The organism is Aquamicrobium lusatiense (genome assembly GCF_014201615.1).
GTDB classification, from domain to species: Bacteria; Pseudomonadota; Alphaproteobacteria; order Rhizobiales; family Rhizobiaceae; genus Mesorhizobium; species Mesorhizobium lusatiense.
The window spans coordinates 673,697-697,165 of sequence record NZ_JACHEU010000001.1; the positions used below are offsets into that span (position 1 = coordinate 673,697).

Genomic DNA, 23,469 nt, shown 5'->3' on the forward strand with positions numbered 1-23,469 from the left:
ATCGTAGTGCTGCTTTTCCGCAAACGTGAGGAGCTCGTTAGCAGGTTAACAGTTTAAGAATATCCCGTTTAATCTTACCCAGTTGCTAGAGGAAGGACTGCGGGATTTATTTGACGAGGGGGGAGCATGTTTCATCTCACGATGCGGGTGGCGTGGCACGGTTCGCGCTGGAACGGGCGCGTCTGCCCAACTCCGTCTTCCAACGCATTTTGTGTGGCGCTTGATCGCATTCGGGAAGAGAAAGACGACGTCGCGCAGGATGCGCTCGCCGGTAGGCCGTGGAATGAGTTGAAGCAGGAAGAGCTGCCGCCTTGCAAAGCAGAATCCGGCGCCTTCATGAACGAGACAGAGTGGACCCGTCGATTCGAGCACCCCTACGCATCGATCAAGAAAGCGGCGGCGACCCACGGTCACCTAACGCCCACTATCGTGAAGGTGCCGCCCTTTGCGGCCTTTGCTGTCCCGTTCGGATGGATGTTGCGAAGCGAGCAAGCTGCCATCGATGCAAAGCTGCCGAAGCCTTTGCCGCCGGACGAGCAGTCGCCATTCACGAGCCCTTGGGTGTTCGGCCGCGCCCGTCAGACGGCAATCGTCGACCATGTATTCGATCGCCTGACACCCGAGCGCTCGCTCGTCTTCTTCTATTGCAAGGAGGGCCAGCCGCTCGGCGACACGATTTCGCGGCTGGTGGTTGGCGTCGGTCGTATCCAGTCCATCGCCCCGGTTAGGCAGTACGATGTCCCTGCGGGGGCGAATACCTATCCGATGTGGGACCGTCTGCTCCGGCATTCGATTCGGCCGGATGGCTTCGACGGGTTCTTACTGCCGTATCACGACTATCTCGAGCCGACTGGCGACGCGGCCGAGGACGCGCGCCGGGCAGACCTTCTGGCAGAAATCGCCGTCCCCGCCGACCCGGCCCACATGCGAGTGTTCTCTTACGCCGCAGAGTTGGCTCCTGCGGATATTGCACTCTCGACGCTTATTCGATGCCTTGAGGCGGTGCGGAAGATTCGCTCCCATGGGATTGCGAAAGGACCGTGGGAACGGCGTGAGGAGTGGCTCAACACGCAGATCGGCTTGGCCTGGAAGGACCGAGGGGCTTTCCCAGGTCTCGGCTCGACTCTGGAGGCGCTGGGCATGCGACTGGGCACGGCGCTGACACTTGAGCTGCTCGCGTCGGGTGCGGTGGCGAGTGATGCGGATCCGTGGCCTCATATCGATGCACTGCTGCGCGGCAAGGTGAAGCCGCCGCAGCCCGCCTACGACGCGGATCTCAAGGCGGTCCGCGACACCTGGGTCAATTTGGCGGACGAGCGTCGGGTTCTTCTGAAGCTGCTCTCGCGCTTTGCGCTCACCCCGGCGCAAGCGAGCCGGTGGTTTGATCCAACCAGGCGCGCGGCGGCGAGCACGGCTCCCACGACCGACGTCGAAGTTATCGCGAACCCCTATCGGATTAGCGAGGTAGACCTTGGCGACGCGAAGGAGTCGCCCGTTTCAGTTGGAACGATCGACCGCGGCCTCCTTCCTGACGCAACGATCGCCGCCAAACACCCGGTGCCCGACCCGTCACGCGTTGAGTCTGCGGCGGACCCACGCCGTCTGCGGGCAGCGATCGTGGGCGTGCTGCGTCGCGCGTCTGAGAACGGTGACGCGCTGCTGAGCATCACGGAAGCTGTGGAGAAGGTGGCTGCACTCGAGCTGGCCCACCCCTGCCTGATCGGGGTGGATTGGCCTGCCACGAACGCAGCGGCGTTGACTGGTGTTGTCGAACTTGTCGATCTGCCTGCGACGCAGGGCGAACTAACCGGGATCTCCGCGCTGCAGCTCACCGAACTGAAGGCGCGCGAGGATAAGTTGCGGAGCGTGCTGTCCAAGCGGGCGGGCAAAGCCGCTTCCGCAGTCCCGGCCGACTGGAAGAAGCTACTGGTGGACGCGATCAAGGCGGCAGGCGGCGCCTTCAATCCGAAGAACGCTCGACACGTGCTCGCTATCGACGAACAGGCCACGGCACTCGCCCGGGTGACCTCCCGTCGCCTGACGGCCCTCGTGGGACGCGCCGGCACCGGCAAGACATCGGTGATGGGCGCGCTCTTGCTAAATGAGGCGCTCGCCCGCGACGGCATCCTCCTGCTTGCCCCGACCGGCAAGGCGCGGGTCCGGCTTGGAAAGGCCGCCAACGCCGAGGCGATGACTGTTGCGCAGTTCTTGAACGAGCTGGGACGTTATGACCGCGTCCGCCAGCGTCCGCGGTTCCATGGCAAGGAGAAATACCGCAAAGAGAAGACCGTGGTCATCGACGAATGCTCGATGCTTACCATGGACGACCTTACGGCGGTGCTTGAGGCGCTCGACCTCGCCCATGTTCAACGGCTCATCCTGGTCGGAGACCCCAACCAACTGCCTCCGATCGGGGTAGGACGTCCATTCGCTGACCTGACGTCATATTTGCAGACGACGGACGCGAAGAGTGACACAGGCCTGCCGCTCGGCGAAGCGCTGGCGAGGCTGTCCGTCGAGGTCCGCGCCGTCGCGGGCGCGGACCAAGCATCGGACACGCTTCGGCTTGCCTCCTGGTTCACAAGGGAGACGCAACCCGTCGATGCCGATCGGGTTCTCAGCGATTTGGAGACGGGGCGGCCTTTCAACGACCTTGACCTGTTTTTCTGGAATACGCCCGATGAGTTGCGGAGCCGCCTTAGCGCGGCGTTCCAGAAGCACCTTGGGCTTGCGCAAGCGGGTGATGTCACCGGCTTCAATGCTTCGCTCGGCATCGACGAGCGCGGCTGGGTTCCCTTTGACCAGCCCAACGGCTCCGAGCAGTGGCAGATACTCTCACCGGTCCGCATGCATCCGCATGGCGTGCACGACCTAAACCGCTGGAGCCAGCGTCGCTACCGTGCGCGCGAGCTCAAGGCTGCAACCGACCCGTGGGTGGTCAGCCTCGGTGACGAGAGCATCGTCATTCGAGACAAGGTCATCCAGGTTTCGAACCAGTGGCGCGATGCCTATGACGGCCAGGAGTCTGGTGACCATTATGTTGCCAATGGGGAGGTCGGGCTCGTCGGCAACGGCAAGGCTCCTTGGCTGAATGTGGTCTTCGCCGGCCGTCCGAACCTTCGATTCGGGTACAGCAGCCGTGACTTTCCAGGCGGCTCCGGGCCGCTAGAGCTCGCCTACGCCATCACCGTCCACAAGTCGCAGGGCAGCGAGTTCCAGAAGGTGTTCGTCGTGCTGCCCAAGAACTGCCGGCCGCTCTCGCGCGAACTGCTCTACACGGCCTTGACCCGTTCACGCCGCCAGCTCGTCCTGCTCATCGAGGGCGACAATCCTTCGGTCCTCTTCGACTACACCCGGCCTGAGCGTTCGGAGACCGCGCGGCGGAACACAAACCTCTTCCAGGGCGTGCTCCGGCGCCTCGAGACCGAGGTTCCGTACGCCGAGAACCTGATCCATCGAACCGAGAAGGGTCACTTGGTTCGGAGCAAGTCCGAGCTGGTGATCGCCAACATGCTGTTTCAATCCGGGGTCGAGTACGAATACGAGCGCGTGCTCGACGGCGAGGTCGAGCCTGGCCGTCTTCGTCCAGACTTCTCATTCGTCACGGCTGATGGCGATCTGATTCTTTGGGAGCACCTCGGCATGATGTCGCGCGAGGATTACCGGAAGGGCTGGGAGTGGAAGAAGGCCTGGTATGAAGCCAACGGCTTCGGCGTGGGCCGAACGCTCTTCACATCGCAAGACGATGATCGTGGGGGGCTAGATTCGGCGAACCTGCGCTCCACAGTAGACGCGATTAAGGCCTTGCTGGACTGACGCGCAGCCTAAGCTGAGCCTCGCCGTGGCGCTGGGTGCGCCCCCGGTGGGGAATGTCGCTTATGCCAGTTCACTCTCCAGCCCGTCGTTGTGGTCCGCCAGTCGAGCATGACAGGCGAAGCCACTCTGTTGGTGGCTCTTCGAAGAGACAAGCGGCGCGATCCTTTAATTAGCTACGGCGCTATTAAGACCAAAGGCCAGAAACTTTAATAGCGCGCAGCGCTAATTAGAAGCTGCCATAGCGGCCGGACGCGGTGCGGTGGCGGGACCGCGCGATCCTGACCGGCAATAGGTGAGGTCGATATCGACAGAGAGCCGAGGCACGTCGCGGATGAGAGATTGATGTGGTGTCGCCTTTCATCGCGAAAGACCTCCACTGCTGCGCCCCAGTTTGAAAATATCCCGGTTAGCGTCGCGTTGGTTAGCAAAGACGGCCTATGGCAAACCGCGTCGTCCTCGCCTGCACAAATCCTCAAATTCCAATGGCTGAAACCGCAGTTCTGTACCGCCGGCCGGAGAGACTTGTCTCTCTCAACCGGCGAGGCGGAGGCGCTTGCCCATCCCGGCGATCCAGGATCGAGGTGGGTGGGTTGATTTCGCAGGTTTTGACGGTACTTTATCGGGGTCGTTAGATTCGATGTTCGCCGTCTATGCCTCTCCGCGAAACGGCCGATAGACGCCGATAGTTCACAGAATTTTTCTGTCCCGAAATTCGGAAAAAATCTAACGAAATCAAAACGATAGTATTTTGACGGCCTCGGTCTCGGCGTTCAGGGCAAGAATTTATATTTTCCGTAATAAAATCAACGTCTTAAGGCAGGAAAAATATAAGAGTGGGAATGATCGATGAAATCGACCTCTCGGCGGCGCAGGGAATTGTCGCCAAGATCGCCAAGCGAGAGATCGGCGCGACCCGACCTCACGCCTGCAATAAGCTGCTGGAACGGCGCTTCGGTATATTCGGCCTTCACACCAAGTATATCGGCCACCTCGTTGAAAAGATCGATCTCGTATCCGGCCCATTCGGTTGTGCCGGGTTTGAAGTAGGAATGCGGCGCGTAGACCGTCGAGGCCTGTACTTTGATGACGCCGGCGTCGCGGTACTTTGCCGGCAGAAGCGCCCTTGCAGCCTCCGCCGGGTCCTGCGCCGGTGATGGCGACACAAAAACGGGCAACAGGGCGAGCGCAAAGGCCGCACGCCGGGTGATTTGTGTGAACATGCTCGTGGTTTCTCCACAATTGCTGCCGGAGGACTCAGGCGCTTCGGGCGGCCCGGCTGCCACCCGGATCAAGATGACTTGAAAGAAATTCGGCCGTACGGGCGCTGCGCGGCGCAGAAAACACCTGCCGTGCGGTGCCGTCCTCAATGAGGCGGCCGCGGTCCAGCATTGCGACACGATCCGCCACTTCTGCGGCGAAACGCATTTCATGGGTGACGAGCACCATCGTCATGCCCTCTGCGGCAAGCTGGCGGATGACGGCAAGAACTTCGCCCACAAGCTCGGGATCCAGCGCGCTGGTGGCTTCATCGAACAGGATCACATGTGGCTGCATAGCCAGCGCGCGGGCGATGGCGGCGCGCTGCTGCTGTCCGCCGGAGAGCTGGATCGGGTAGCTGTCATGCTTGTCCGAAAGACCGACACGTGCCAGCAATTCCGCCGCCCGCTCGCGTGCTTCGCGAGCCGGCACACCCAGAATATGCTTCGGACCTTCGATGACGTTCTCGATCACCGTACGATGAGAGAACAAATTCACATGCTGTGAAACAAGACCGACACGGCTGCGAAAGGCCGCAGCCTGGCGAGGGGTCCAGGGAAGCAGCCGGCCGTCACGCTCTGTGTAGCCGACCCGTGTATCGCCAACGACGATGGCGCCGCTGTCGAAGCCCGTCAGCGCATTCAGGCAGCGCAGCAAAGTGCTCTTGCCGGAACCGGACGGCCCGATGATGCAGCGGACCTCTCCACTGCGGACATCCATCGAGACCTCATCGAGGACCTTCGCGCCTCCATAGAATTTCGAAACAGAGCGAACGCGGATGAGCGCGGAGCCTTCCTGCGCAGCCGGCAATGACACGGGCGCGGCCATCACACAGCCTCCCGCGCTGAAATCTGCAACCGTAGCGGCTCGGCTTTCGGATTTCTGCGCGTGTCATGGTGATCTGGTTGCGTGCCGGCGGAGAAGCGGCGCTCAAGGGCATTTTGTGCGAATGCCAGCAGCGCCGTCAGCACGAGATACCAGAAGCTGGCGACCAGCAGCAGCGGAATGACCTGATAGGTTGCAGCATAGATGCCCTGTGCCCGGGTCATCAGGTCGCCGACCCCGACAACGGAAACAAGCGAGGTTGCCTTCAGCAGATTGATGATGTCGTTGCCCATGGGCGGGATGATCGAGCGCGCCGCCTGCGGCGCCACCACGCGCCAGAACACCTTCGTCCGCGTCATGCCCAGCGCTACCGCCGCCTCGATCTGCCCATGCTGGACTGAAAGAAGTCCGCCCCGGATGATCTCGCCCATATAGGCGGACTGGTTTAGTCCGAGTGCCACAAGGCAGGCCGCCATAGGTGACAGGACATCATTCGTCGGCGCATAGAAACCGATGTCGGTGAAGGGTATGCCAATGCCGAGTTCCGGCAGGAACGTGCCGAGATTGTACCAGATAAGTATCTGGACCAGCAGCGGAAGTGCACGAAACAGATTGACATAACCGGTCGCGATGACCCGGATCAGCGGGTTTTCCGACATGCGGGCCATAGCCACAATCAGCCCGCCCGCCAGACCGATGGCAGCAGCGCCGGCTGTGATCGAGATCGTCAGCCACAGGCCGCGCAGGATCAGCGGCGCGGTAATGTACTCGGCAATCACATCCCAGCGCATGGCGGGGTTGAGGGCAATGCCGGCCACGACATAAGTCAGGATCAGCAGCGCAATCACCCAGATTACGCGGCCACGCAACAGCGCGCGCCCACATTATCAACAGGGCGTAGTTCAAGGGGGGTGAAAGCCATTGTCGGTCACCTCGCGCGCGCCGGCTGCAAAGTTCGCTCTGCTGGAATCTATGGATTTAGTAGAATATGCGGCTCGCGCGTGTAGAGAACGTACGTCGCGTATGGACCGGCTCCGGAGGAATGGGATTTCAAAGATCGTGCCGGGATGAAAACGGCATTTGAACGGACAGGCTTATGACCCCCATGGCTGCAGTTTGCACGGATGCTTTCGGTTTCTGAATTTCAGGCCCAAGGTTACAGGAGAGAAAATCAGTGAGGCTGCTGAGCTGGCCAACGCCCATTTCAGCAGTTTTCCAACGAACGAAGACTTGAAGCAGGAATAGCGTGAGGGTGGGGATCACTCCGGAAAACGTCTGACCGCGCCTTTAAGGAGTATGGCCGCGCTCTGTTTCGGACTATAACCACTTTACCCAGCGCAGATGCGGACTTCGTGCCCGCAGGCGAAAGCCGTCCGGATTGCAAGGTAAGGGAATATTATTCACAATTGCACCGAAGCCGGAGCCAGCCATGCTGCGAGAAAAGGGCATCAGCTGTCATCATGATCCCAGCGATACCGAATTGCTGCCTCTCGATGTCATCGGCTGCGATGCGTTTGAGCAGGCGCTTTTGCCGCTTTTGAGGGGACTCGTGGAAACGTGTCGCAATCCCGGGCGAGGTTCGTGGAATTTCGCCTACCGCGCCGCTGCAGCCCGCTGGGGGGTGCGAACAGGTCTTCCGCTGGCTTATGGCCTTGCCCATATTTCGGACGCGCTTTTGCGGGTGAAGGGCGACAGGCTTCAGACGCTGGACATGGCCGACACCGCTCATGCGGCCGAGGTGACCCGCGACGAGAGGCTGCTGCTCCTGCTCCTGCATCAGTTGCGCAGGAACCATGTCGAGGCAGGCAACGATTTCCTGATCGATCTTACCGAAGGCGAGATGGATAAGGAACTGATGGCGCTCGCACTGGATTTCGGTCGCCGGCATTCCTGCGGGGCTCCCCGCGAGGTCCGGCACGACGGCACGACCGGCCCGCATCTGCTTGTGGTCTGATGGACACAGCGCAAAGCCGAAGCGGTAACGATGCTGAACGATAATCCGGTGATCGAGGTTCACAACCTCACAAAGACGTTCCACGCCCCCGGCAAGGGCGGCCGGACTGCGGCTCTCACAGACATCAGTTTCCGGGTGGGCCCGCGCGAAGTTCTCGGCGTCGTCGGCAAGAGCGGCGCGGGCAAGACGACACTCCTGCGCGTGCTCAGCCTGCAGATGCCTCCCGACAGCGGCACCCTGAATTTCGGCGGCACCACAATTGAAGACAGCACACCCAGGTCGGTCGTGCGCGATGTGACGCGAAGGACCTCCACCGTATTTCAGGGGTTCAGCCTGCTCTACAATCGCAGCGTTCTGGAAAATGTTGCGCTGCCTTTGAAGCTGCGGAAGATGGCGCTCACGGAACGCACGCAGAAGGCGCGCGAGATGCTGGATTTCGTGGGCCTCAAAGCGAAGGCAGAGGCTTATCCCATCACCCTCTCCGGCGGCGAGGCGCAGCGCGTGGCCATTGCCCGCGCCTTGGTCACGGATCCGCAGGTGCTGTTTCTGGACGAGCCGACCTCGGCCCTCGATGCTCAGACCAGCAGGGAAATACTGGACCTTCTGAAAAAGGCGCAGCGCAACTATTCCATGGCCATGATACTGGTGGCCCATCATCTGGACGTCGTTCGCTACATGTGCGACCGGGTGCTGCACCTTGAAGACGGTGCGGTCCGGCGCATGGGCCCGATCAGAAATTCCGTGGATTTCCGCGTCGATCCGATCGAGGCGCTGTGGGGCACGCCGCACGATGTTTGACTGGTTCACGCAGACCTGGAACCGGTTCGGCGGCCAGATCGCTACCGGGTTTATCGAGACCTTCTATATGGTCGCGGTGTCTTTCGCGATTGCCGCGGTGCTTGGCACGGCCGCGGGCATCTTTCTGTCGCTCAGTCAGCGCGGCGCCATCTGGGAAAGCCCGGTCCTTGCCGCTCCGCTGTCCGTCGCGGTCAACCTCATACGCTCGGTGCCGTTCATCCTGCTGCTGATCATCGTGGCCCCGCTGGCGCGGTTTCTGGTCGGAACGGCCTACGGAATCTACGCCTCGATGGTGTCGCTTACGATCGTAGGGGTTGCCGTCGTCACACGGCTGGTCGAGCAGGCTGTCGCAGACATCAATCCGCAACTCTATCATACGGCACACGCCCTTTCCGCGAACCGCTGGCAACTGATAACGGAATTCGTTCTCGTCGAAGCGCGCGCGGCGCTGATCCTGGGCTATACCTCCGCGATCATCAGCCTGATCGCCTATTCGACGGTGGTGGGGGTTATTGCCGGCGGCGGAATCGGCTACCTGGCTTTGCAGGAAGGTTTCTATATGTGGAACCAGCAGCTCATGTGGGTCATCATTCTCCTGATGACCCTGTTCGTGCAACTTATCCAGCTTTCAGGGTCCGCCCTCGCCAGAAAACTCGATGGAAAAGGGAAGGCCCGGAATTCATGAAAAACATAGCAAGACTAGCGGCAACCGTCCTGGCCACGCTATCCTTACTTACAGGCGCAGCGCAGGCGCAGGAGACGATCAGGCTGGGCGTGTCCTTCTTTCCGTTCCATTCGGCCGACAACACGAAACCGGACATTCTCACCGCCATCGCGCCTGAAATCGAGGCCGCGGGTTACAAGGTCGAGAAGACCGTTTTTCTCAATTACGCGGAGGCCAACCCGGCGCTGGCCAATAGGGAGATCGACGGAAACCTGATCCAGCACAAGCTCTACATGGACATATTCAACGACCGTACAGGCGCGAAGCTGGCCATTGCCCAGGCGGTCTATCACGCGACCTTTGCACTCTATTCCGGGGCCTATTCCAGTCTGGACGCCATTCCCGACGGTGAGACGGTCTTCATTCCCAATGATGGTGTGAACACGGCCCGCGCCCTGCTGCTGCTGCAGAGCGCGGGTCTTGTCGAACTGGGCGAGGGCGCGATCTATGAAGCCTCACCTGCCGATATCACCGCCAATCCCCGGAACCTGAAATTCGTCCAGACGCCTCTTACGGCCACTGCCGGCACCTATGACGAGGCGGGGCGCAAGCTTGCGGTCATGTATCCGACCTTCGCCCGCTCGCTTGAACTCGAAGGCGATGCCGAGCGTCTTTATGTCGAAGAGCGCAACGGGATTACCGATGCCTACGCGATCAGCTTTGCGGTGAATGCAAAGGATCTGGACGACCCGAAGACAAAAGCTGTGGTGCAGGCGCTGCGCTCGGACGCGGCGGCTGAATTCCTGAAGCAGAACTACGGCTGGGCCTCGGTGCCAGCACGATAGCGTTCCGCCGCTTCGGATAAAACGCAGAAGCCGCCCGGGGCAGGGCCCTGTGCGGCTTTCATCTCAGGGCAGCTTGTAAAGCCATTCCTCAGTGCCGTATTTCGATTCCACCAGCTCCGCTGCCGCCTGATATTCGCCCTCGGTGATATCGCCCGCAACACCGCCATTCAGCTCCACGAAGGTGCTCTTCATCGCGGCGATGACGTCGTCGCGCGACAGGCCGCTCTGGCTGCGTACGGGGTCGACGCGCTTGCCTGCGCTTGCCGTTCCCTTGTCCGACAGCTTTTCGCGGCCGATCCGCAGCACCCGCATCATCTTGTCGGCGTCCATGTCATAGGCCATGGTTACATGGTGCAGCACGGTGGTGCTGCCAAAACGCTTCTGTGCGGCACCGCCGATCTTGCCGTTCGGGCTGCTGATGTCGTTGAGTGGCTTGTAGACCGCTTCGATGCCGATGGCGTTCAGGGCCTTCAGCACCCAGTTGTCGAGGAAGGCGTAGGAATCGGCGAACCCCATGTCCGCCACAAGATCCACGGGCGCGTAAAGCGAATAGGTGATCGCGGAGCCCGGCTCGACGAACATCGCACCGCCACCCGTGGCGCGGCGCACGACCTCGACGCCCAGCTCTTTCGCCGCCTCCAGATCGACCTCGTTCTTCAGCGACTGGAACGATCCGATGATGATCGCGGACCTCTCCCATGTCCAGAACCGCAGCGTCGGCGCCCGCCTGCCGCTGGCGACCTCACGCGCCAGAACCTCGTCCAGCGCCACATGCATGGCGGGTGTCACCGCCTTGGCGTCGATGATGTTCCACTCAAAATCCTGCCAGGTCTTGGCGATACCAAGGGCGCGGCGCACGGCGATGGCCACGGCTTCAGGCGTGAAGCCGAAAAGCTGGGCGCCTTCCGGCAAAGCCTCGCGGATCGCGGCGGCGATCTCCTGCACGGAAGCCGTTCCGGAAAGGCCAATCAGCGCCTGCGAAAGGGCACCGAGAGCTTCCTCGGGTTCAAGGAAGAAATCGCCGGAAATCTGCGCCGATGCGATCCGCTCCTGCGCCGTTTCGATGTCCGCGACGATCAGCTTGCCGCCGGGAACCTTGTACTCACCATGCATCTGCTACGCTTCCTGGAACCGGGTCTGAGAGAAACGGCTGAGACCGGCCGGTGTGACAGTGGCAGGTCGTGGCTGGCTTTTAATCCGGATATAGTCCTGCGGCTGCCGATGCAACCAGCGGCCGGTGCGAAGGTGACCGGCCGACGAATCCGCAAGGCACAAGGCTGACAAAGGGCAAAGCGCCAACCGTCGGCTTTTGAGGGACTTGCGCAGGCAAGCAGATGCTGGTCGCTCGCCTCCATTTACGGCAATAGGCACCGAAAGCAGCCCGCCACGTCGGCGGGCTGCTTTGATGATCAACGAGACAGAATCCTAGAAATGGACTGACAGGGAATCGATCGGAGTGGTTTTCGGCGGCGCGAATTTCGTCAGGTCGATTCCTTCGACTGCGGTCCTGTATTCCTCGGCGCTCGGCGTGCGGCCAAGAATGGCGGAAAGCACGACGACCGGAGTGGAAGCCAGAAGCGACTCGCCCTTCTTCTCGGCGGTGTCCTCGACCACGCGCCCCTGAAACAGGCGGGTCGAGGTGGCAAGCACGGTGTCGCCCTTCTCGGCCTTTTCCTGATTGCCCATGCACAGATTGCAGCCGGGGCGCTCCAGATAGAGGATGTTCTCGTATTCGGTGCGCGCCTGGCTCTTCGGCAGGACGTCGTCGAACTCGAAGCCGGAATAGCGCTGCAGGATTTCCCAGTCGCCTTCTTCCTTCAGCTCGTCGATGATGTTGTAGGTCGGGGCGGCGACAACCAGCGGTGCTCTGAACTCGACCTTGCCTTCGGCCTTCTCGATGTTCTTCAGCATCTGGGCAACGATCTTCATGTCGCCCTTGTGCACCATGCACGAGCCGACGAAGCCGAGATCGACCTTCTTGGTTCCGCCATAGTAGGAAATCGGGCGGATCGTGTCGTGCGTATAGCGCCGCGACACATCGGCATTGTTGACGTCGGGATCGGCGATCATGGGCTCGTCGATCAGGTCGAGATCGACCACGACCTCTGCGAAATATTTCGCATTCTCGTCGGGGGCGAGCGCCGGCTTTTCGCCGAGGCGAATCTCGGTGATGCGCGCATCGGCCTTGGCGATCAGGCCCTTCAGGGTCTGCGCCGCATTGTCCATGCCCTTGTCGATCATGATCTGGATGCGCGACTTGGCGATCTCCAGCGACTCGATCAGCGTCTCGTCCTGACTGATGCAGATAGAGGCCTTGGCCTTCATCTCGGCGGTCCAGTCGGTGAAGGTGAAAGCCTGGTCGGCGAGCAGCGTGCCGATATGCACCTCGATGATGCGGCCCTGGAACACGTTGTCACCGTGCTGCTTGAGCATCTGCGCCTGCGTCGCGTGGACCACGTCGCGAAAGTCCATCCACGGCTTCATCCTGCCCGTGAAGGTCACCTTGACCGATTGCGGGATCGGCATGGTCGCCTCGCCGGTGGCCAGCGCCAGCGCGACGGTGCCGGAGTCCGCGCCGAAGGCCACGCCCTTGGACATGCGGGTGTGGCTGTCGCCGCCTATGATGATGTCCCAGTCGTCCACGGTGATGTCGTTCAGCACCTTGTGGATGACGTCGGTCATCGAGTGATAGACGCCCTTCGGATCGCGGGCGGTGATCACGCCGAAATTGTTCATGAACGACATGAGCTTCGGGATGTTCACCTGCGCCTTCTTGTCCCAGACGGAAGCGGTGTGGCAGCCGGACTGATAGGCGCCGTCGACCAGCGGCGAAATGACGGTCGCCGCCATCGCCTCCAGCTCCTGCGCGGTCATCAGGCCGGTGGTGTCCTGCGATCCGACGATGTTGACCTTGACGCGCACATCCGAGCCGGCATGCAGGATCTTGCCGGGGGTGACACCCACGGCGTTGCGGTTGAAGATCTTCTCCACCGCCGTCAGGCCCTGGCCCTCGACGGAGATTTCCTTGTTGGGGGCGAAGACCGGCGTCGGCTCGACCCCCAGCGTGGCGGCGGCGAAGGTCTGCAGCTTCTTGCCGAAGACGATGGCGTAGGAACTGCCGGCCTTCATGAATTCCACCTTCTGGGGCGTGAAGGCGGAGGCGACGTCGACGAGCTCGGTGCCGTCCTCATCGCGCAGCTTCCGGTTCTTCGTGTCGATCCTGAGCACCGTTCCGGTTTCGACCGAGAACTGCTGCTCCAGCACGGGGTTGCCGTCATTGTTGAGGATCGGCTTGCCGTCCTCGCCGAGCTTCTTGGTCCAGTTCTTCAGGTTGATGCCGATGCCGCCGGTCACGTCGACGGTGGTCGCGAAGATCGGCGAAATGCCGTTGGTGCCGGCCACGATCGGGGCGTAATTGACGAAGGGCACATAGGGGCTGGCCTGCTTGCCGGTCCACAGCGCCACGTTGTTCACGCCCGACATGCGCGACGAGCCGACGCCCATCGTGCCCTTCTCGGCGATCATCATCACGCGCTTGTCCGGGTGCTGCCTTTGCAGCGCGACGATTTCCTGCTGCGCTTCCGGCGAGATCATGCACTGGCCGTGCAGTTCGCGGTCCGAGCGCGAATGCGCCTGATTGCCGGGCGACAGAAGATCGGTCGAGATGTCGCCTTCGGCGGCGATGAAGGTCACGACCTTGATCTCGTCCTCGACATCGGGAAGCTTGGTGAAGAACTCGGCCTTCGCATAGCTTTCGAGGATGTCGGTGGCGACGGCATTGCCGGCCTTGTAGGCATCGCGCAGGCGGAACATGTCGGCGTCGTAAAGGAAGACCTGCGTCTTCAGCACGTCGCCGGCTTTGGCGGCGATGGTCGCGTCATCGCCGAGGGCGATGTCGAGCAGCACGGCAACCGAAGGCCCGCCCTTCATGTGCGAGAGCAGTTCGAGCGCGAAGTCGGGGGTGATCTCCGGCACGATGGCTTCGCGAAGCACGATCTTCTTCAGGTAGGCCGCCTTGACGCCGGCCGCGCTGGTCGTGCCCGGCAGCGTATTGTAGATGAAGAATTTCAGGGCGTCGTCCCGATGCGGGTTCCCGCCATCCTCGATCAGGGAAATGATCTCGCTGGTAAGCGCCCCGTCGTCGATCGGCTTGGGGGCCAGCCCCTGATCTTTCCGGTTGCTGATTTCGGCCAGATAATCCGCGTAGAGTTTCATCTCATCCCCAACGTCATGAACTGTGTGAAGCTGATGATCGGTCCCATTTAACGGGACCTCCAGTCAGCCCAAAAATCCGATGGTTTCCGAGTACGCCAACGCAAGCCTGCGGACAAGGTCTTCCGTGGGTTGAAAAATAGTACTTTGGATTCGGCTTCGGGCGGTTAGAAAGGGCCTGCATGGGTGTCGGACCGGAATTATGAAAGCCAGTGATTTTATCCCGCTCGGATTTTCCGATCTGACGGATGACGAGGCATTTGTCGTCTCGGTTTTCCGGCACTGGCAATCTTGCGGGGCGACTTGCACAGAGGCTGAGAGCAGTCTGAGCCAACTGTTGAAAAATGACCGATTGTTCAATGGTCTGCAGTTGCTGTTCGACCTTTTCGGAACGCTTCCCGACCAGCACAGACGAACAGCGAAGAATGACAGTGCCGTTTTGACTTTGGTTGAGGAAGCGTTGCTTGACGAGATCGGCTCGACCGATGCCATGGGAAAGCGATGTGTCGAAGATTTCCAGCAGCTTCTGGCAGAAGCAGGCACGACAATTCGTCCCGCGCTGAATATCTCCCGATCCGGCTATGACTGCCTTGTCGAGACGATCGACCGAAAAGCGGCGAAAGTTTACGAAGCGCTCTACTCCTGATCTCGTGCCGCGCGATTGGCGATGACGCGGCTTGTTCTCTCCTGCATGGAACTGAGCAGCGCTCCGATATCAATTTTGGCATCGCGAGTTGCAGAAATGGAATTGGCCTTTTCGCGCGCCGATTGTCATCACTCGGCCTTGCGCCCATGTGGTGGCGCGGCAGTTCTCAGGGAGCGTCCGTGATGGCCTATGTCTATTGTGATCAGCGTTTCGTGCCTGAAGGCGAAGCCAGCATCAGCATATTTGACCGCGGGCTGCTGTTCGCCGACGCAATCTATGAAGTTACCGCCGTCATCGGCGGGCGCATGGTCGACAATGATCTGCATCTGCAGCGTCTCAGCCGTTCGCTGGGAGAAATCGGCATTCCGCTGCCCATGCCGCTGGCAGACATCGAAGCCATCCAGCAGGAGCTTATTTCCCGCAACGCGCTTGATGAAGGGACGATCTACATGCAGGTGTCGCGGGGCGTGGCAAAGCGCGACTTCCTTTATGCCGATGATCTTAAGCCCAATCTGTTTGCCTTTACCTCTGCGCGCAAGCTGACCGGAACGAAAGCGCAGGCCGATGGTGTCGCTGTCATGCTCGCTCCCGACCCGCGCTGGGTGCGCCGCGACATCAAGACCGTGATGCTGCTCGGGCAGGTCATGGTCAAGCAGGCCGCGCGCGCGGAAGGTTATGATGATGTCTGGCTGGTCGAGGACGGGCTGATCACCGAAGGCGCATCGGCCAGCGCCTTCATCATCACGCATGACGGCACTGTCGTCACCCGCCCGAACTCGCAGGCGATTTTGCCGGGCTGCACGCGCCGCGCGGTTCTGCATCTTTGCGAGGAACAGAATATCCGGATGGAGGAGCGCGCATTCTCCCCCGATGAGGCATATGGCGCGGCGGAGGCTTTTCTGACTTCGGCGTCGAGCTTCGTGACGCCGGTGGTGAGGATCGGCGAGAAGCTGGTGGGGGACGGCAGCCCCGGTCCATTGACACGGCGTCTCCAGAAAATCTACGTCGATATTGCGCTGGACGACAGCGGTCAGGTCGCGCGTGCCTGAACCGGACCTGCCGCGCATTTGTCAGGCGCGGCATTGGGGATGGTCACCACGATGAGCTCAGCACGGCATTTTGGCCTTACGGTCGGGCAGTTGCCTACCGGTCCGCACAATGCCATCACCGACGTCGCCGGTGTCATGGTCGGTCACAGAACGCTGTCCGGCAATGGTCTGGCAACTGGCGTCACAGCGATTCTTCCGCATGGCGGTGATCTGTTTCGCAACAAGGTCCGGGCCGCCGTGGAGATCATCAACGGCTTCGGCAAGTCGGCCGGGCTGATGCAGGTGGCCGAACTCGGGCTCATCGAAACGCCCCTTCTACTGACCAACACCTTTTCCGTGGCCCCTTGCATGGAGGCGCTGATCAGGCGGGCTGTCGGGGAAAACCCGGCCATCGGGCGGGAAACCTCCACGGTCAATGCGCTGGTCTGCGAATGCAATGACGGAGCGATCAACGACATTCAGGCCATGGCGGTGACGCCGCAGGATGCCTTCGCGGCGCTGGATAGCGCGGCATCCGGTCCGGTGGAGCAGGGCAGCGTCGGCGCAGGATGCGGCATGACCTCCTTCGGCTTCAGGGCCGGCATCGGCAGCGCATCGCGGCAGATCGGGATCGCGGACGCTTCCTTTGTGCTCGGGGCTCTGGTGTTGTCCAATTTCGGGCGGGCGGGCGACCTGATCCTGCCCGACGGGCGCCGGCCTGATGCTCAACGTCTGCCGCAGGCCGAAAAGGGATCGATCATCGTGCTTCTGGCCACCGACATTCCGCTTGGCGACAGGCAATTGCAGCGGGTGGCCCGCAGGGCCGGGGCGGGCATCGCCTCGCTGGGCTCGTTCTGGGGCCATGGCAGCGGCGATATCGCCATTGCCTTCACCACGGCAGATCATGTGGCGCACAGGCCGAAAGAGGCTTTCCAGTCCATCGGGCGTCTGGATGACGACCAGATCGACAAGGTATTTCAGGCGGCGGCCGAAGCGACTTCCGAAGCCGTGCTCAATGCCATGTGCGCAGCGAAGGCGACGGTGGGGCGCGATGGCCGGAGCTTCCCTTCCCTGGCTGACTGGCTTGCGGCATTTGCCCCGGACACATAGGCGCGTAAGCTGCCGTGCGATTGCAATTTCGTCTGCAGGAGGGGTTCCGGAACCATGAAAATCTTCATCTCGGCCGATATTGAAGGCACCGCCGGCATTCTGACGTGGAGCGAGGCGGAGCGCAGCCATGCCGACTACGCCGAGTTTCGCGCGCTGATGACCGCAGAGGTCGTGGCTGCCTGCGAGGGCGCGCGCGCCGCCGGTGCAACCGAAATCCTCATCAAGGATGCGCATGACAGTGGCCGCAATATCATTCTCGACCGTTTGCCCGCCTGCGCACGCATCGTCAGGGGCTGGCCGGGCCATCCCGATTCCATGATGTTCGGGCTGGATTCCGGTTTCCGCGCCGCGCTCTGCACGGGCTATCATTCCAAGGCGGGCACGGAAGACAATCCACTTGCCCACACATCCAACCTGCGCATTTCCCGGCTGATCCTGAATGGTGAAGTTGCTTCCGAATTTACCGTCAATGCGCTGTGCGCGGCGCGCCATGGCGTGCCGGTGGCCTTCATTTCCGGAGATGCCGGCATCTGTGCCGATGCGCGCGCCATGGTGCCGGGAATTGCCACGGTCGAAACGCTTCAGGGCTTTGGCGCTGCATCCCTGTCGCTGAGCCCGGCAGCCGCGCGGGCGGCAATCGCGGAGGGCGTGGAAAAGGCACTCAGTGCTGCCAGCCTGCCGAATATTCCTTCGATCCCGCAAAGTTGCGAGGTTACCATTGAGTTCAACAATCCCGTCGATGCCTATCGCGCGTCCTGGTATCCGGGCGCGAAGGCCAGCGGCCCGCGTGCGGTGGCCTTCAGCTCCGCCGATTTCTTCGAGATCCAGCGGGCATTGCGCTTCATGAATTCCTGAGCGCCGGCTCACCGGCCGCCCGCCACAGCGCTTCCACCATGGGGCCGGACTTTCCGGTGCTGCGGTAAAGGCGGATTTCGAGATCGAGCGACCATGCCGGGTCTGCCGCGCACAGCACAAGCAGCCCCTGTTCCAGCTCCCTGTCGACGAGGCTCTGCGGCAGCCAGCACAGGCCTGCCCCGGTCAGCGCCAGTTCCTTGAGGCTGGCACTGATCGTGCTTTCATGGACGGTGGAGCGCCGGAATGGAGGGTTCTTCGCGAACATGCGGCACAGAGCGACACCGAAGAAGGAACTGTAACCGTAGCCCAGATAAGGCACGGCCAGCTTCGAGGAACCGGAGCGGTCCAGCAGGCCGGCCATCGGGGTGATTTTCCTGTCTATGCGCAATTCGGGTGAGGCGACCGGGATGAGCCGGTCGGTCCCGATGGCGATCGACGCGAATTTCTCGCGATCGAGGTGAAACGGAACTTCGCGATGGGTGTAGGTGAGAAAGAAATCGGTCTCGCCGTCCGTCAGCGCCTGCAGATTGGCCTCGATGCCACCGCGGTCCGCGATGAAGGACGTGCCGAAATGGCGCGCGCGCGATTGCAGCGTCTGCAGCCAACCCGGGAAGAAGGTGACGGTGAGCGTGTGCAGCGCGGCAAAGCGCACCAGCCCCTGCTCGGCCGGCGGGCGCAGCGTTTCGCGGACTGAGCTGAACATGCGGATGGTGTCCTGGGCGAGCGGCAGAAGATTGCGACCGGCGGGTGTAAGCTCTGCCGGCATCGTGGCACGGTTGATCAGCGGCGCGCCCACCCATGCTTCCAGTTGCCGGATGCGCCGGCTGAAGGCCGGCTGCGTGACATTGCGTATTTCGGCTGCGCGCGAGAAACTTGATGTATCGGCAAGCGCGACGAAATCCTCAAGCCACTTTATTTCCACGCCGGGTACCTTCCCTTGTGTCTGCGGACAGACACCAAGCCGTATAGTTCTATACTTTTCATGTATTATGCAAATTATGCATAATACCTTGCCAAAACCGTATTGGCCATGTCGGTTTTCAACCAGCACCTTGGAAAAAACGACGCTCAATGTGATCCTGCATGCCGGCAGGGCTGAGCAGAAGTGTAGGGGAGGTTGAATGACATCTCTACCGGTGGCGGATCTGATCCTTCACAATGGTCGGATCTGGTGCGGCTACACCGATGGCTGGGCAGATGCAGTTGCTGTCTGGCAGGGCAAGGTACTTGCAGCCGGCCGTGATGCCGAAATGATGGCATTGAAGGGGCCCGCTACGAAAACGATAGACCTTGAGGGGCGCTTTGCCTGCCCGGGTCTCAACGACAATCACCTTCACCTGATCTCGACCGGCCTGACCATGGGCTGGGTGGACGTCACGCCCGCGGCCGCGCCGACATTGCAGGCGCTGCTCGACCGCCTTGCCGAACGGGCCGCGGCGTTGCCGCAGGGCACATGGATCCGCGCGCGCGGCTACGACCAGACCAAGCTCGACGTCGGCCGCCATCCGACGCGTGAGGAGCTTGACCGCGCTGTTCCCGGCCATCCGGTTCTCGTCACGCGCGCCTGCGGCCACGTCTCGGTGGCGAATTCCATGGCGTTTTCGCTGGCCGGCGTGAGCGACGGGACGGAAGCGCCGGATGGCGGCGTCATCGGCAAGGCGAATGGCAGGCTCGACGGTTTTCTCGCCGAAAACGCGCAGAACCTGATCACGAAAATCATACCCCACCCCACGGTGGAGGAACTGATCGAGGCGATCGAACGCGGCGGCCGCCATCTGCTTTCCTTCGGCATCACAAGCTGCATGGAGGCGGCGCTCGGCCATGTCACCGGCTTCGACGAGATGAAGGCATACCAGCTGGCGAAGCTTGCGGGGCGGCTTCCGGTGCGCGTGTGGCTCACGCTGATGGGCGATCCCGGCGTCTCCATCGTGGAGGATTGCTGGCGCGCCGGCCTTGTCACCGGAGCGGGCGACGACATGATGCGCATTGGCGGCGTCAAGCTTTTCCTCGACGGTTCGGCGGGCGGGCGCACCGCCTGGATGAGCACGCCCTACAAGGATGAGCCGGACAATATCGGCGTGCAGATGCTGCCCACGCAGGAAGTCGGGCGGCTGGTGATGCAATGGCACCGCTGCGGCTATTCGCTGGCCTGCCACGCCATCGGCGACGCGGCGATCGACCAGCTCGTCACCGCCTATGAAAAGGCGCTGGCGCAGATGCCCGATCCGGACCGCCGCCACCGTGTCGAGCATTGCGGTTTTCTGGCTGACGGCCTCAACGAGCGCATGAAGGCGGCGGGCATCTATCCGGCTCCGCAGCTCGCTTTCGTGCATGATTTCGGCGACAGCTATATCAGCGTCATGGATGAGGAGCGTGCACGTTCCTGCTATCCTTCCGCCACATGGAAACGCATGGGACTGGGCGCATCGACGGGGTCGGATTCACCAGTCTGCTCGCCCAACCCGTTCCCGAACATCCATGCGATGATCACCCGCCAGACATGGAAAGGCACGGTGATGGACGAGGCCGAGCGCCTTGCCCCGGACGAGGTCTTGCAGGCCTACACGGAAGGCGGCGCCTTCATGGAAAACGCAGAGCATGTGAAGGGCCGGCTGGTGCCGGGCCAGCTGGCCGATATTGCCGTTTTCAATCAAAACTTGCTGGAAGCCGCACCGCACACCATACTCAACGACACGCACTGCGTTCTGACAATTCTGGGTGGAAAGGTGGTCTTCGACAGCCGCGGCTGAGGTGGCTGAGGTCTGAAAACTCATAAAAACGCGGCCACCATTCAAGGCGGCGCATGCAACAAGGGGAAAATCATCATGTTCAGGAGATTCACACTCGCGGCCTTTCTTTGCGCCAGCGTTTCGGGCCTTGCACTGGCCGAAGAGCCCAGACAGGGCGGCACTTTCAACTTCACCGCGCCTTATGGATCGAGCTTCGCAACGCTCGATACCCATGCCAGCCCCAACATTCAGGAAGAGTTCATAACGCAGGCGATCCATCGCTCGCTCTACGCCTGGGATTCCAACAACAACGCACCTGTTCCTGAACTGGCGACCAGCGTTGATGAATCCGAGGATGGTCTGGTCTACACCTATCATCTGCGCAAGGACGCGAAATTTCACAACGGCAAGGCCCTGACGGCTGACGACATCATCTACAGCTACAAGCGCATCGCCGATCCGAAGAACGCCTTCCCCGGCGCCAGCTATGTCGCCATCATCAAGGGGGTCGACGACTTCGCCGCCGGCAAGAGCGAAGACATATCCGGCCTGAAGAAGGTCGATGACAACACGCTGGAGATCACCTTTGCATCGCCGGTCAATCCGGGCTTTTCCCTGATGCAGAATACAACGGCGATCTATCCCTCCAACGTGGAGGATGAGGCGACCTTCGCGACGGCGCCCGTCGGCCTTGGTCCGTTCGTTTTCAAGGAACACATCCCCGGCTCGCAGCTTGTGGTGGAGAAGTTCGGGGACTTCTACGAAGAAGGCAAACCCTATCTGGATCGCGTCAACATCATCCTGATGAGCGAGGACAGCGCCCGCGACGTTGCCTTCCGCAACAAGGAGATCGACGTCTCGGTTCTTGGCCCCACGCAGTATCAGGCCTATCAGCAGGACGATGCGCTGAAGGATAACCTGCTTGAGGTGGCGGAGGTTTTCACGCGCAATATCGGCTTCAACCCAAAGGTGGAAGCACTCCGGGACAAGCGGGTAAGACAGGCCATCAACCATGCGATCAACACGCCGCTGATCGTGGAGCGCCTCGTCAAGAACAAGGCCTATCCGGCAAGCGGCTGGCTGCCGATTTCCTCGCCCGCCTTCGACAAGGACAAGGCGCCCTACGCCTTCGATCCGGACAAGGCGAAGGAACTGCTCAAGGAGGCCGGCTACGAAAACGGCTTCACGTTCGAGGTCACCGCAAGCCCCAACGAAAGCTGGGGTGTGCCGATCGTCGAGGCGATCCTGCCGATGCTCCAGAAAGTCGGCATCACGGTCAAGCCGAAGCCGGTGGAAAGCTCGGCGCTGGGCGAGGCGGTGACCACCAACAATTTCGAGGCCTTCATCTGGTCGAACCAGACCGGCCCGGACCCGCTGGCGGCCATGCGCTGTTACTGGTCGAAGACCGCGCAGTCGGCCTGCAACTACACCAGCTACTCGAATCCGGAGTTCGACAAGCTCTACGAGGCGGCGCGCGACGAGCGCGATCCGACCAGGCAAACGGACCTTCTGCGGCAGGCGAACAACCTTGTGCAGGATGACGCGCCGGTGTGGTTCTTCAACTACAACAAGGCGGTGATGGCCTACCAGCCATGGGTGCATGGGCTGGCGCCGAACGCAAACGAGCTGGCGCTTCAGCCTTATGAGGATATCTGGATCGACGACAGCGCCCCCGACAATCGCAAATAGCGATGCGCAGGTAATCCGCCGGTCGGGTTGCGGCCCGCCGAAAGAGCTTTTCCCGGATATGGCTGACATATCCGGGATCAGCCTCACACCAATCGGGACCAGCGATGCTTCGGTTCACCATCCGCAGGGTGCTGCAGATCATTCCCACCATCGTCGTCGTGGCACTGCTGATTTTCGTCATATTTTCAGTGGTGCCGGGCAGTTTCGCCACCAGTCTGCTTTCCGACGGCAAGACGGCTCCGGACCCGCAGCTCATGGCCCGGCTCAACGAGCAGCTTGGCCTCGACAAGCCGGTGCATCAGCGGTTCATCACCTATGTGGGTGACCTTGCGCAGCTTGATCTCGGCACATCGTTCCGCACGCGGCGCCCGGTGCTGGAACTGATCAACGAGCGCATCTGGGCCTCGCTGCAGCTTGCGGTGGCGGCCATGATCTTCGCCGTGGTCGTGGCCGTGCCCCTGGGGTTTCTCGCCGCGCTGCGGCCCGGCTCCATCCTTGACACCGTCACCATGGTGGGGGCGGTTTCCGGCCTGTCGCTGCCCCAGTTCTGGCTTGGCCTTCTGCTGATGTATGTGTTTGCGCTGCAACTGAACTGGCTGCCTTCCTTCGGCTATGGCGACGGCTCGCTGCGCAATCTCATTTTGCCGGCCATCACGCTGGGCGTCACACCGCTGGCGCTTCTGGCGCGCACGACGCGGGCCGGGGTGCTCGACGTGCTTAACGGAGATTTCGTGCGCACGGCCCATGCCAAGGGGTTGAGCGAGGCGCAGGTGGTGCGCCGGCACGTTGCCCGCAACGCGCTGGTTCTCATCATCACCACCGTCGGCCTGTTGTTCGGCTCGCTGATCGGACAGGCTGTGGTGATCGAAAAGCTCTTCGCATGGCCGGGCATCGGCTCGCTGCTCGTCGACAGCGTTGCGATGCGCGACATCCCCGTGGTGCAGGGCACCATCCTCGTCATCGTCGTATGGTTTCTGGTCATCAATACGGCGGTCGATATCGTCTATGCGCTGGTCGACCCGCGCATCAAGCAGGAGTGAG

The 23,469-nt window shown here is 61.5% G+C and carries 18 protein-coding genes; 12 read left to right on the forward strand and 6 right to left on the reverse strand.

Features of this window, described 5'->3' with window-relative positions; all coding sequences use genetic code 11:
* The first annotated feature begins 126 nt into the window (after window positions 1-126).
* The gene (locus HNR59_RS03365) at window positions 127-3,816 is read left to right on the forward strand and encodes an AAA family ATPase (protein WP_183825950.1); all 3,690 of its coding nucleotides are present in this window, start codon (window positions 127-129) and stop codon (window positions 3,814-3,816) included.
* A gap of 803 nt (window positions 3,817-4,619) precedes the next feature.
* Here HNR59_RS03365 and HNR59_RS03370 read toward each other — a convergent pair.
* Genes HNR59_RS03370 through HNR59_RS03380 form a run of 3 tightly spaced genes read right to left on the reverse strand, consistent with a single transcriptional unit; the run spans window position 4,620 to window position 6,767 of the window.
* The gene (locus tag HNR59_RS03370; RefSeq protein WP_183825953.1) at window positions 4,620-5,036 is read right to left on the reverse strand and encodes a transporter substrate-binding domain-containing protein; all 417 of its coding nucleotides are present in this window, start codon (window positions 5,034-5,036) and stop codon (window positions 4,620-4,622) included.
* A 34-nt stretch (window positions 5,037-5,070) separates the two neighbouring features.
* Window positions 5,071-5,901, reverse strand: coding sequence for an amino acid ABC transporter ATP-binding protein (locus tag HNR59_RS03375; RefSeq protein WP_183825955.1), 831 nt, complete (start codon window positions 5,899-5,901; stop codon window positions 5,071-5,073).
* On the reverse strand, window positions 5,901-6,767 hold the full coding sequence (locus HNR59_RS03380; protein WP_183825958.1) for an amino acid ABC transporter permease: 867 nt from the start codon (window positions 6,765-6,767) through the stop codon (window positions 5,901-5,903). The genes HNR59_RS03375 and HNR59_RS03380 overlap by 1 nt, the downstream gene beginning before the upstream one ends.
* A gap of 560 nt (window positions 6,768-7,327) precedes the next feature.
* Between HNR59_RS03380 and HNR59_RS03385 the strand changes: the two genes are divergently transcribed.
* Genes HNR59_RS03385 through HNR59_RS03400 form a run of 4 tightly spaced genes read left to right on the forward strand, consistent with a single transcriptional unit; the run spans window position 7,328 to window position 10,159 of the window.
* Window positions 7,328-7,852, forward strand: a complete 525-nt coding sequence (locus tag HNR59_RS03385) for a hypothetical protein (protein WP_210307198.1) — start codon at window positions 7,328-7,330, stop codon at window positions 7,850-7,852.
* Window positions 7,853-7,882: 30 nt separating this feature from the next.
* Window positions 7,883-8,650 (forward strand): ATP-binding cassette domain-containing protein, encoded by a 768-nt coding sequence (locus HNR59_RS03390; protein WP_183825961.1) that lies wholly within the window; start codon window positions 7,883-7,885, stop codon window positions 8,648-8,650.
* Complete coding sequence (locus tag HNR59_RS03395) at window positions 8,643-9,335, forward strand: methionine ABC transporter permease (protein WP_183825964.1); 693 nt, start codon at window positions 8,643-8,645, stop codon at window positions 9,333-9,335. Before HNR59_RS03390 ends, HNR59_RS03395 begins: the two co-directional genes overlap by 8 nt.
* Window positions 9,332-10,159 carry a MetQ/NlpA family ABC transporter substrate-binding protein gene (locus tag HNR59_RS03400; protein ID WP_183825967.1) on the forward strand — a complete coding sequence of 276 codons (828 nt, stop codon included), beginning with the start codon at window positions 9,332-9,334 and terminating at the stop codon, window positions 10,157-10,159. The genes HNR59_RS03395 and HNR59_RS03400 overlap by 4 nt, the downstream gene beginning before the upstream one ends.
* Before the next feature lie 63 nt (window positions 10,160-10,222).
* On the opposite strand, the gene lplAB is transcribed toward HNR59_RS03400, so the two are convergent.
* The gene (gene lplAB, locus HNR59_RS03405) at window positions 10,223-11,272 is read right to left on the reverse strand and encodes a lipoate-protein ligase LplAB (RefSeq protein ID WP_183825970.1); all 1,050 of its coding nucleotides are present in this window, start codon (window positions 11,270-11,272) and stop codon (window positions 10,223-10,225) included.
* 312 nt (window positions 11,273-11,584) lie between these two features.
* Complete coding sequence (locus HNR59_RS03410) at window positions 11,585-14,374, reverse strand: bifunctional aconitate hydratase 2/2-methylisocitrate dehydratase (protein ID WP_183825973.1); 2,790 nt, start codon at window positions 14,372-14,374, stop codon at window positions 11,585-11,587.
* A 199-nt stretch (window positions 14,375-14,573) separates the two neighbouring features.
* Here HNR59_RS03410 and HNR59_RS03415 point away from each other — a divergent pair, with 199 nt between their 5' ends.
* The 4 genes from HNR59_RS03415 (at window position 14,574) to HNR59_RS03430 (ending at window position 18,010) form a co-directional block, all read left to right on the forward strand.
* Window positions 14,574-15,017 (forward strand): hypothetical protein, encoded by a 444-nt coding sequence (locus HNR59_RS03415; protein ID WP_183825976.1) that lies wholly within the window; start codon window positions 14,574-14,576, stop codon window positions 15,015-15,017.
* Between the two features lie 182 nt (window positions 15,018-15,199).
* On the forward strand, window positions 15,200-16,066 hold the full coding sequence (locus HNR59_RS03420; protein ID WP_183825979.1) for a D-amino-acid transaminase: 867 nt from the start codon (window positions 15,200-15,202) through the stop codon (window positions 16,064-16,066).
* Between the two features lie 51 nt (window positions 16,067-16,117).
* Window positions 16,118-17,155, forward strand: a complete 1,038-nt coding sequence (locus HNR59_RS03425) for a DmpA family aminopeptidase (protein WP_183825982.1) — start codon at window positions 16,118-16,120, stop codon at window positions 17,153-17,155.
* A 54-nt stretch (window positions 17,156-17,209) separates the two neighbouring features.
* Window positions 17,210-18,010 carry a M55 family metallopeptidase gene (locus HNR59_RS03430; RefSeq protein ID WP_183825985.1) on the forward strand — a complete coding sequence of 267 codons (801 nt, stop codon included), beginning with the start codon at window positions 17,210-17,212 and terminating at the stop codon, window positions 18,008-18,010.
* Here the strand turns inward: HNR59_RS03430 and HNR59_RS03435 are convergent.
* Window positions 17,997-18,932 carry a LysR family transcriptional regulator gene (locus HNR59_RS03435; protein ID WP_183825988.1) on the reverse strand — a complete coding sequence of 312 codons (936 nt, stop codon included), beginning with the start codon at window positions 18,930-18,932 and terminating at the stop codon, window positions 17,997-17,999. The two genes, HNR59_RS03430 and HNR59_RS03435, sit on opposite strands and share 14 nt — an antisense overlap.
* Before the next feature lie 199 nt (window positions 18,933-19,131).
* Here HNR59_RS03435 and HNR59_RS03440 point away from each other — a divergent pair, with 199 nt between their 5' ends.
* The 3 genes from HNR59_RS03440 (at window position 19,132) to HNR59_RS03450 (ending at window position 23,468) form a co-directional block, all read left to right on the forward strand.
* The gene (locus HNR59_RS03440; protein ID WP_183825992.1) at window positions 19,132-20,760 is read left to right on the forward strand and encodes an amidohydrolase; all 1,629 of its coding nucleotides are present in this window, start codon (window positions 19,132-19,134) and stop codon (window positions 20,758-20,760) included.
* Window positions 20,761-20,835: 75 nt separating this feature from the next.
* Window positions 20,836-22,428 carry an ABC transporter substrate-binding protein gene (locus tag HNR59_RS03445; RefSeq protein ID WP_183825995.1) on the forward strand — a complete coding sequence of 531 codons (1,593 nt, stop codon included), beginning with the start codon at window positions 20,836-20,838 and terminating at the stop codon, window positions 22,426-22,428.
* A 104-nt stretch (window positions 22,429-22,532) separates the two neighbouring features.
* A complete protein-coding gene (locus tag HNR59_RS03450; protein WP_183825998.1) occupies window positions 22,533-23,468 on the forward strand; it encodes an ABC transporter permease in 936 nt (311 codons plus the stop codon).
* The last annotated feature ends 1 nt before the right edge of the window (window position 23,469 follow it).

Bases quoted from the DNA above. Each gene is read 5' to 3' on its own strand.
- HNR59_RS03365 (WP_183825950.1), top strand. From the start codon at position 127: ATGTTTCATCTCACGATGCGGGTGGCGTGGCACGGTTCGCGCTGGAAC.
- lplAB (WP_183825970.1), bottom strand. From the start codon at position 11,272: ATGCATGGTGAGTACAAGGTTCCCGGCGGCAAGCTGATCGTCGCGGAC.
- HNR59_RS03415 (WP_183825976.1), top strand. From the start codon at position 14,574: ATGAAAGCCAGTGATTTTATCCCGCTCGGATTTTCCGATCTGACGGAT.
- HNR59_RS03395 (WP_183825964.1), top strand. From the start codon at position 8,643: ATGTTTGACTGGTTCACGCAGACCTGGAACCGGTTCGGCGGCCAGATC.
- HNR59_RS03450 (WP_183825998.1), top strand. From the start codon at position 22,533: ATGCTTCGGTTCACCATCCGCAGGGTGCTGCAGATCATTCCCACCATC.
- HNR59_RS03445 (WP_183825995.1), top strand. From the start codon at position 20,836: ATGTTCAGGAGATTCACACTCGCGGCCTTTCTTTGCGCCAGCGTTTCG.
- HNR59_RS03375 (WP_183825955.1), bottom strand. From the start codon at position 5,901: ATGGCCGCGCCCGTGTCATTGCCGGCTGCGCAGGAAGGCTCCGCGCTC.
- HNR59_RS03410 (WP_183825973.1), bottom strand. From the start codon at position 14,374: ATGAAACTCTACGCGGATTATCTGGCCGAAATCAGCAACCGGAAAGAT.
- HNR59_RS03440 (WP_183825992.1), top strand. From the start codon at position 19,132: ATGACATCTCTACCGGTGGCGGATCTGATCCTTCACAATGGTCGGATC.
- HNR59_RS03420 (WP_183825979.1), top strand. From the start codon at position 15,200: ATGGCCTATGTCTATTGTGATCAGCGTTTCGTGCCTGAAGGCGAAGCC.
- HNR59_RS03385 (WP_210307198.1), top strand. From the start codon at position 7,328: ATGCTGCGAGAAAAGGGCATCAGCTGTCATCATGATCCCAGCGATACC.
- HNR59_RS03430 (WP_183825985.1), top strand. From the start codon at position 17,210: ATGAAAATCTTCATCTCGGCCGATATTGAAGGCACCGCCGGCATTCTG.
- HNR59_RS03425 (WP_183825982.1), top strand. From the start codon at position 16,118: ATGAGCTCAGCACGGCATTTTGGCCTTACGGTCGGGCAGTTGCCTACC.
- HNR59_RS03400 (WP_183825967.1), top strand. From the start codon at position 9,332: ATGAAAAACATAGCAAGACTAGCGGCAACCGTCCTGGCCACGCTATCC.
- HNR59_RS03390 (WP_183825961.1), top strand. From the start codon at position 7,883: ATGCTGAACGATAATCCGGTGATCGAGGTTCACAACCTCACAAAGACG.
- HNR59_RS03370 (WP_183825953.1), bottom strand. From the start codon at position 5,036: ATGTTCACACAAATCACCCGGCGTGCGGCCTTTGCGCTCGCCCTGTTG.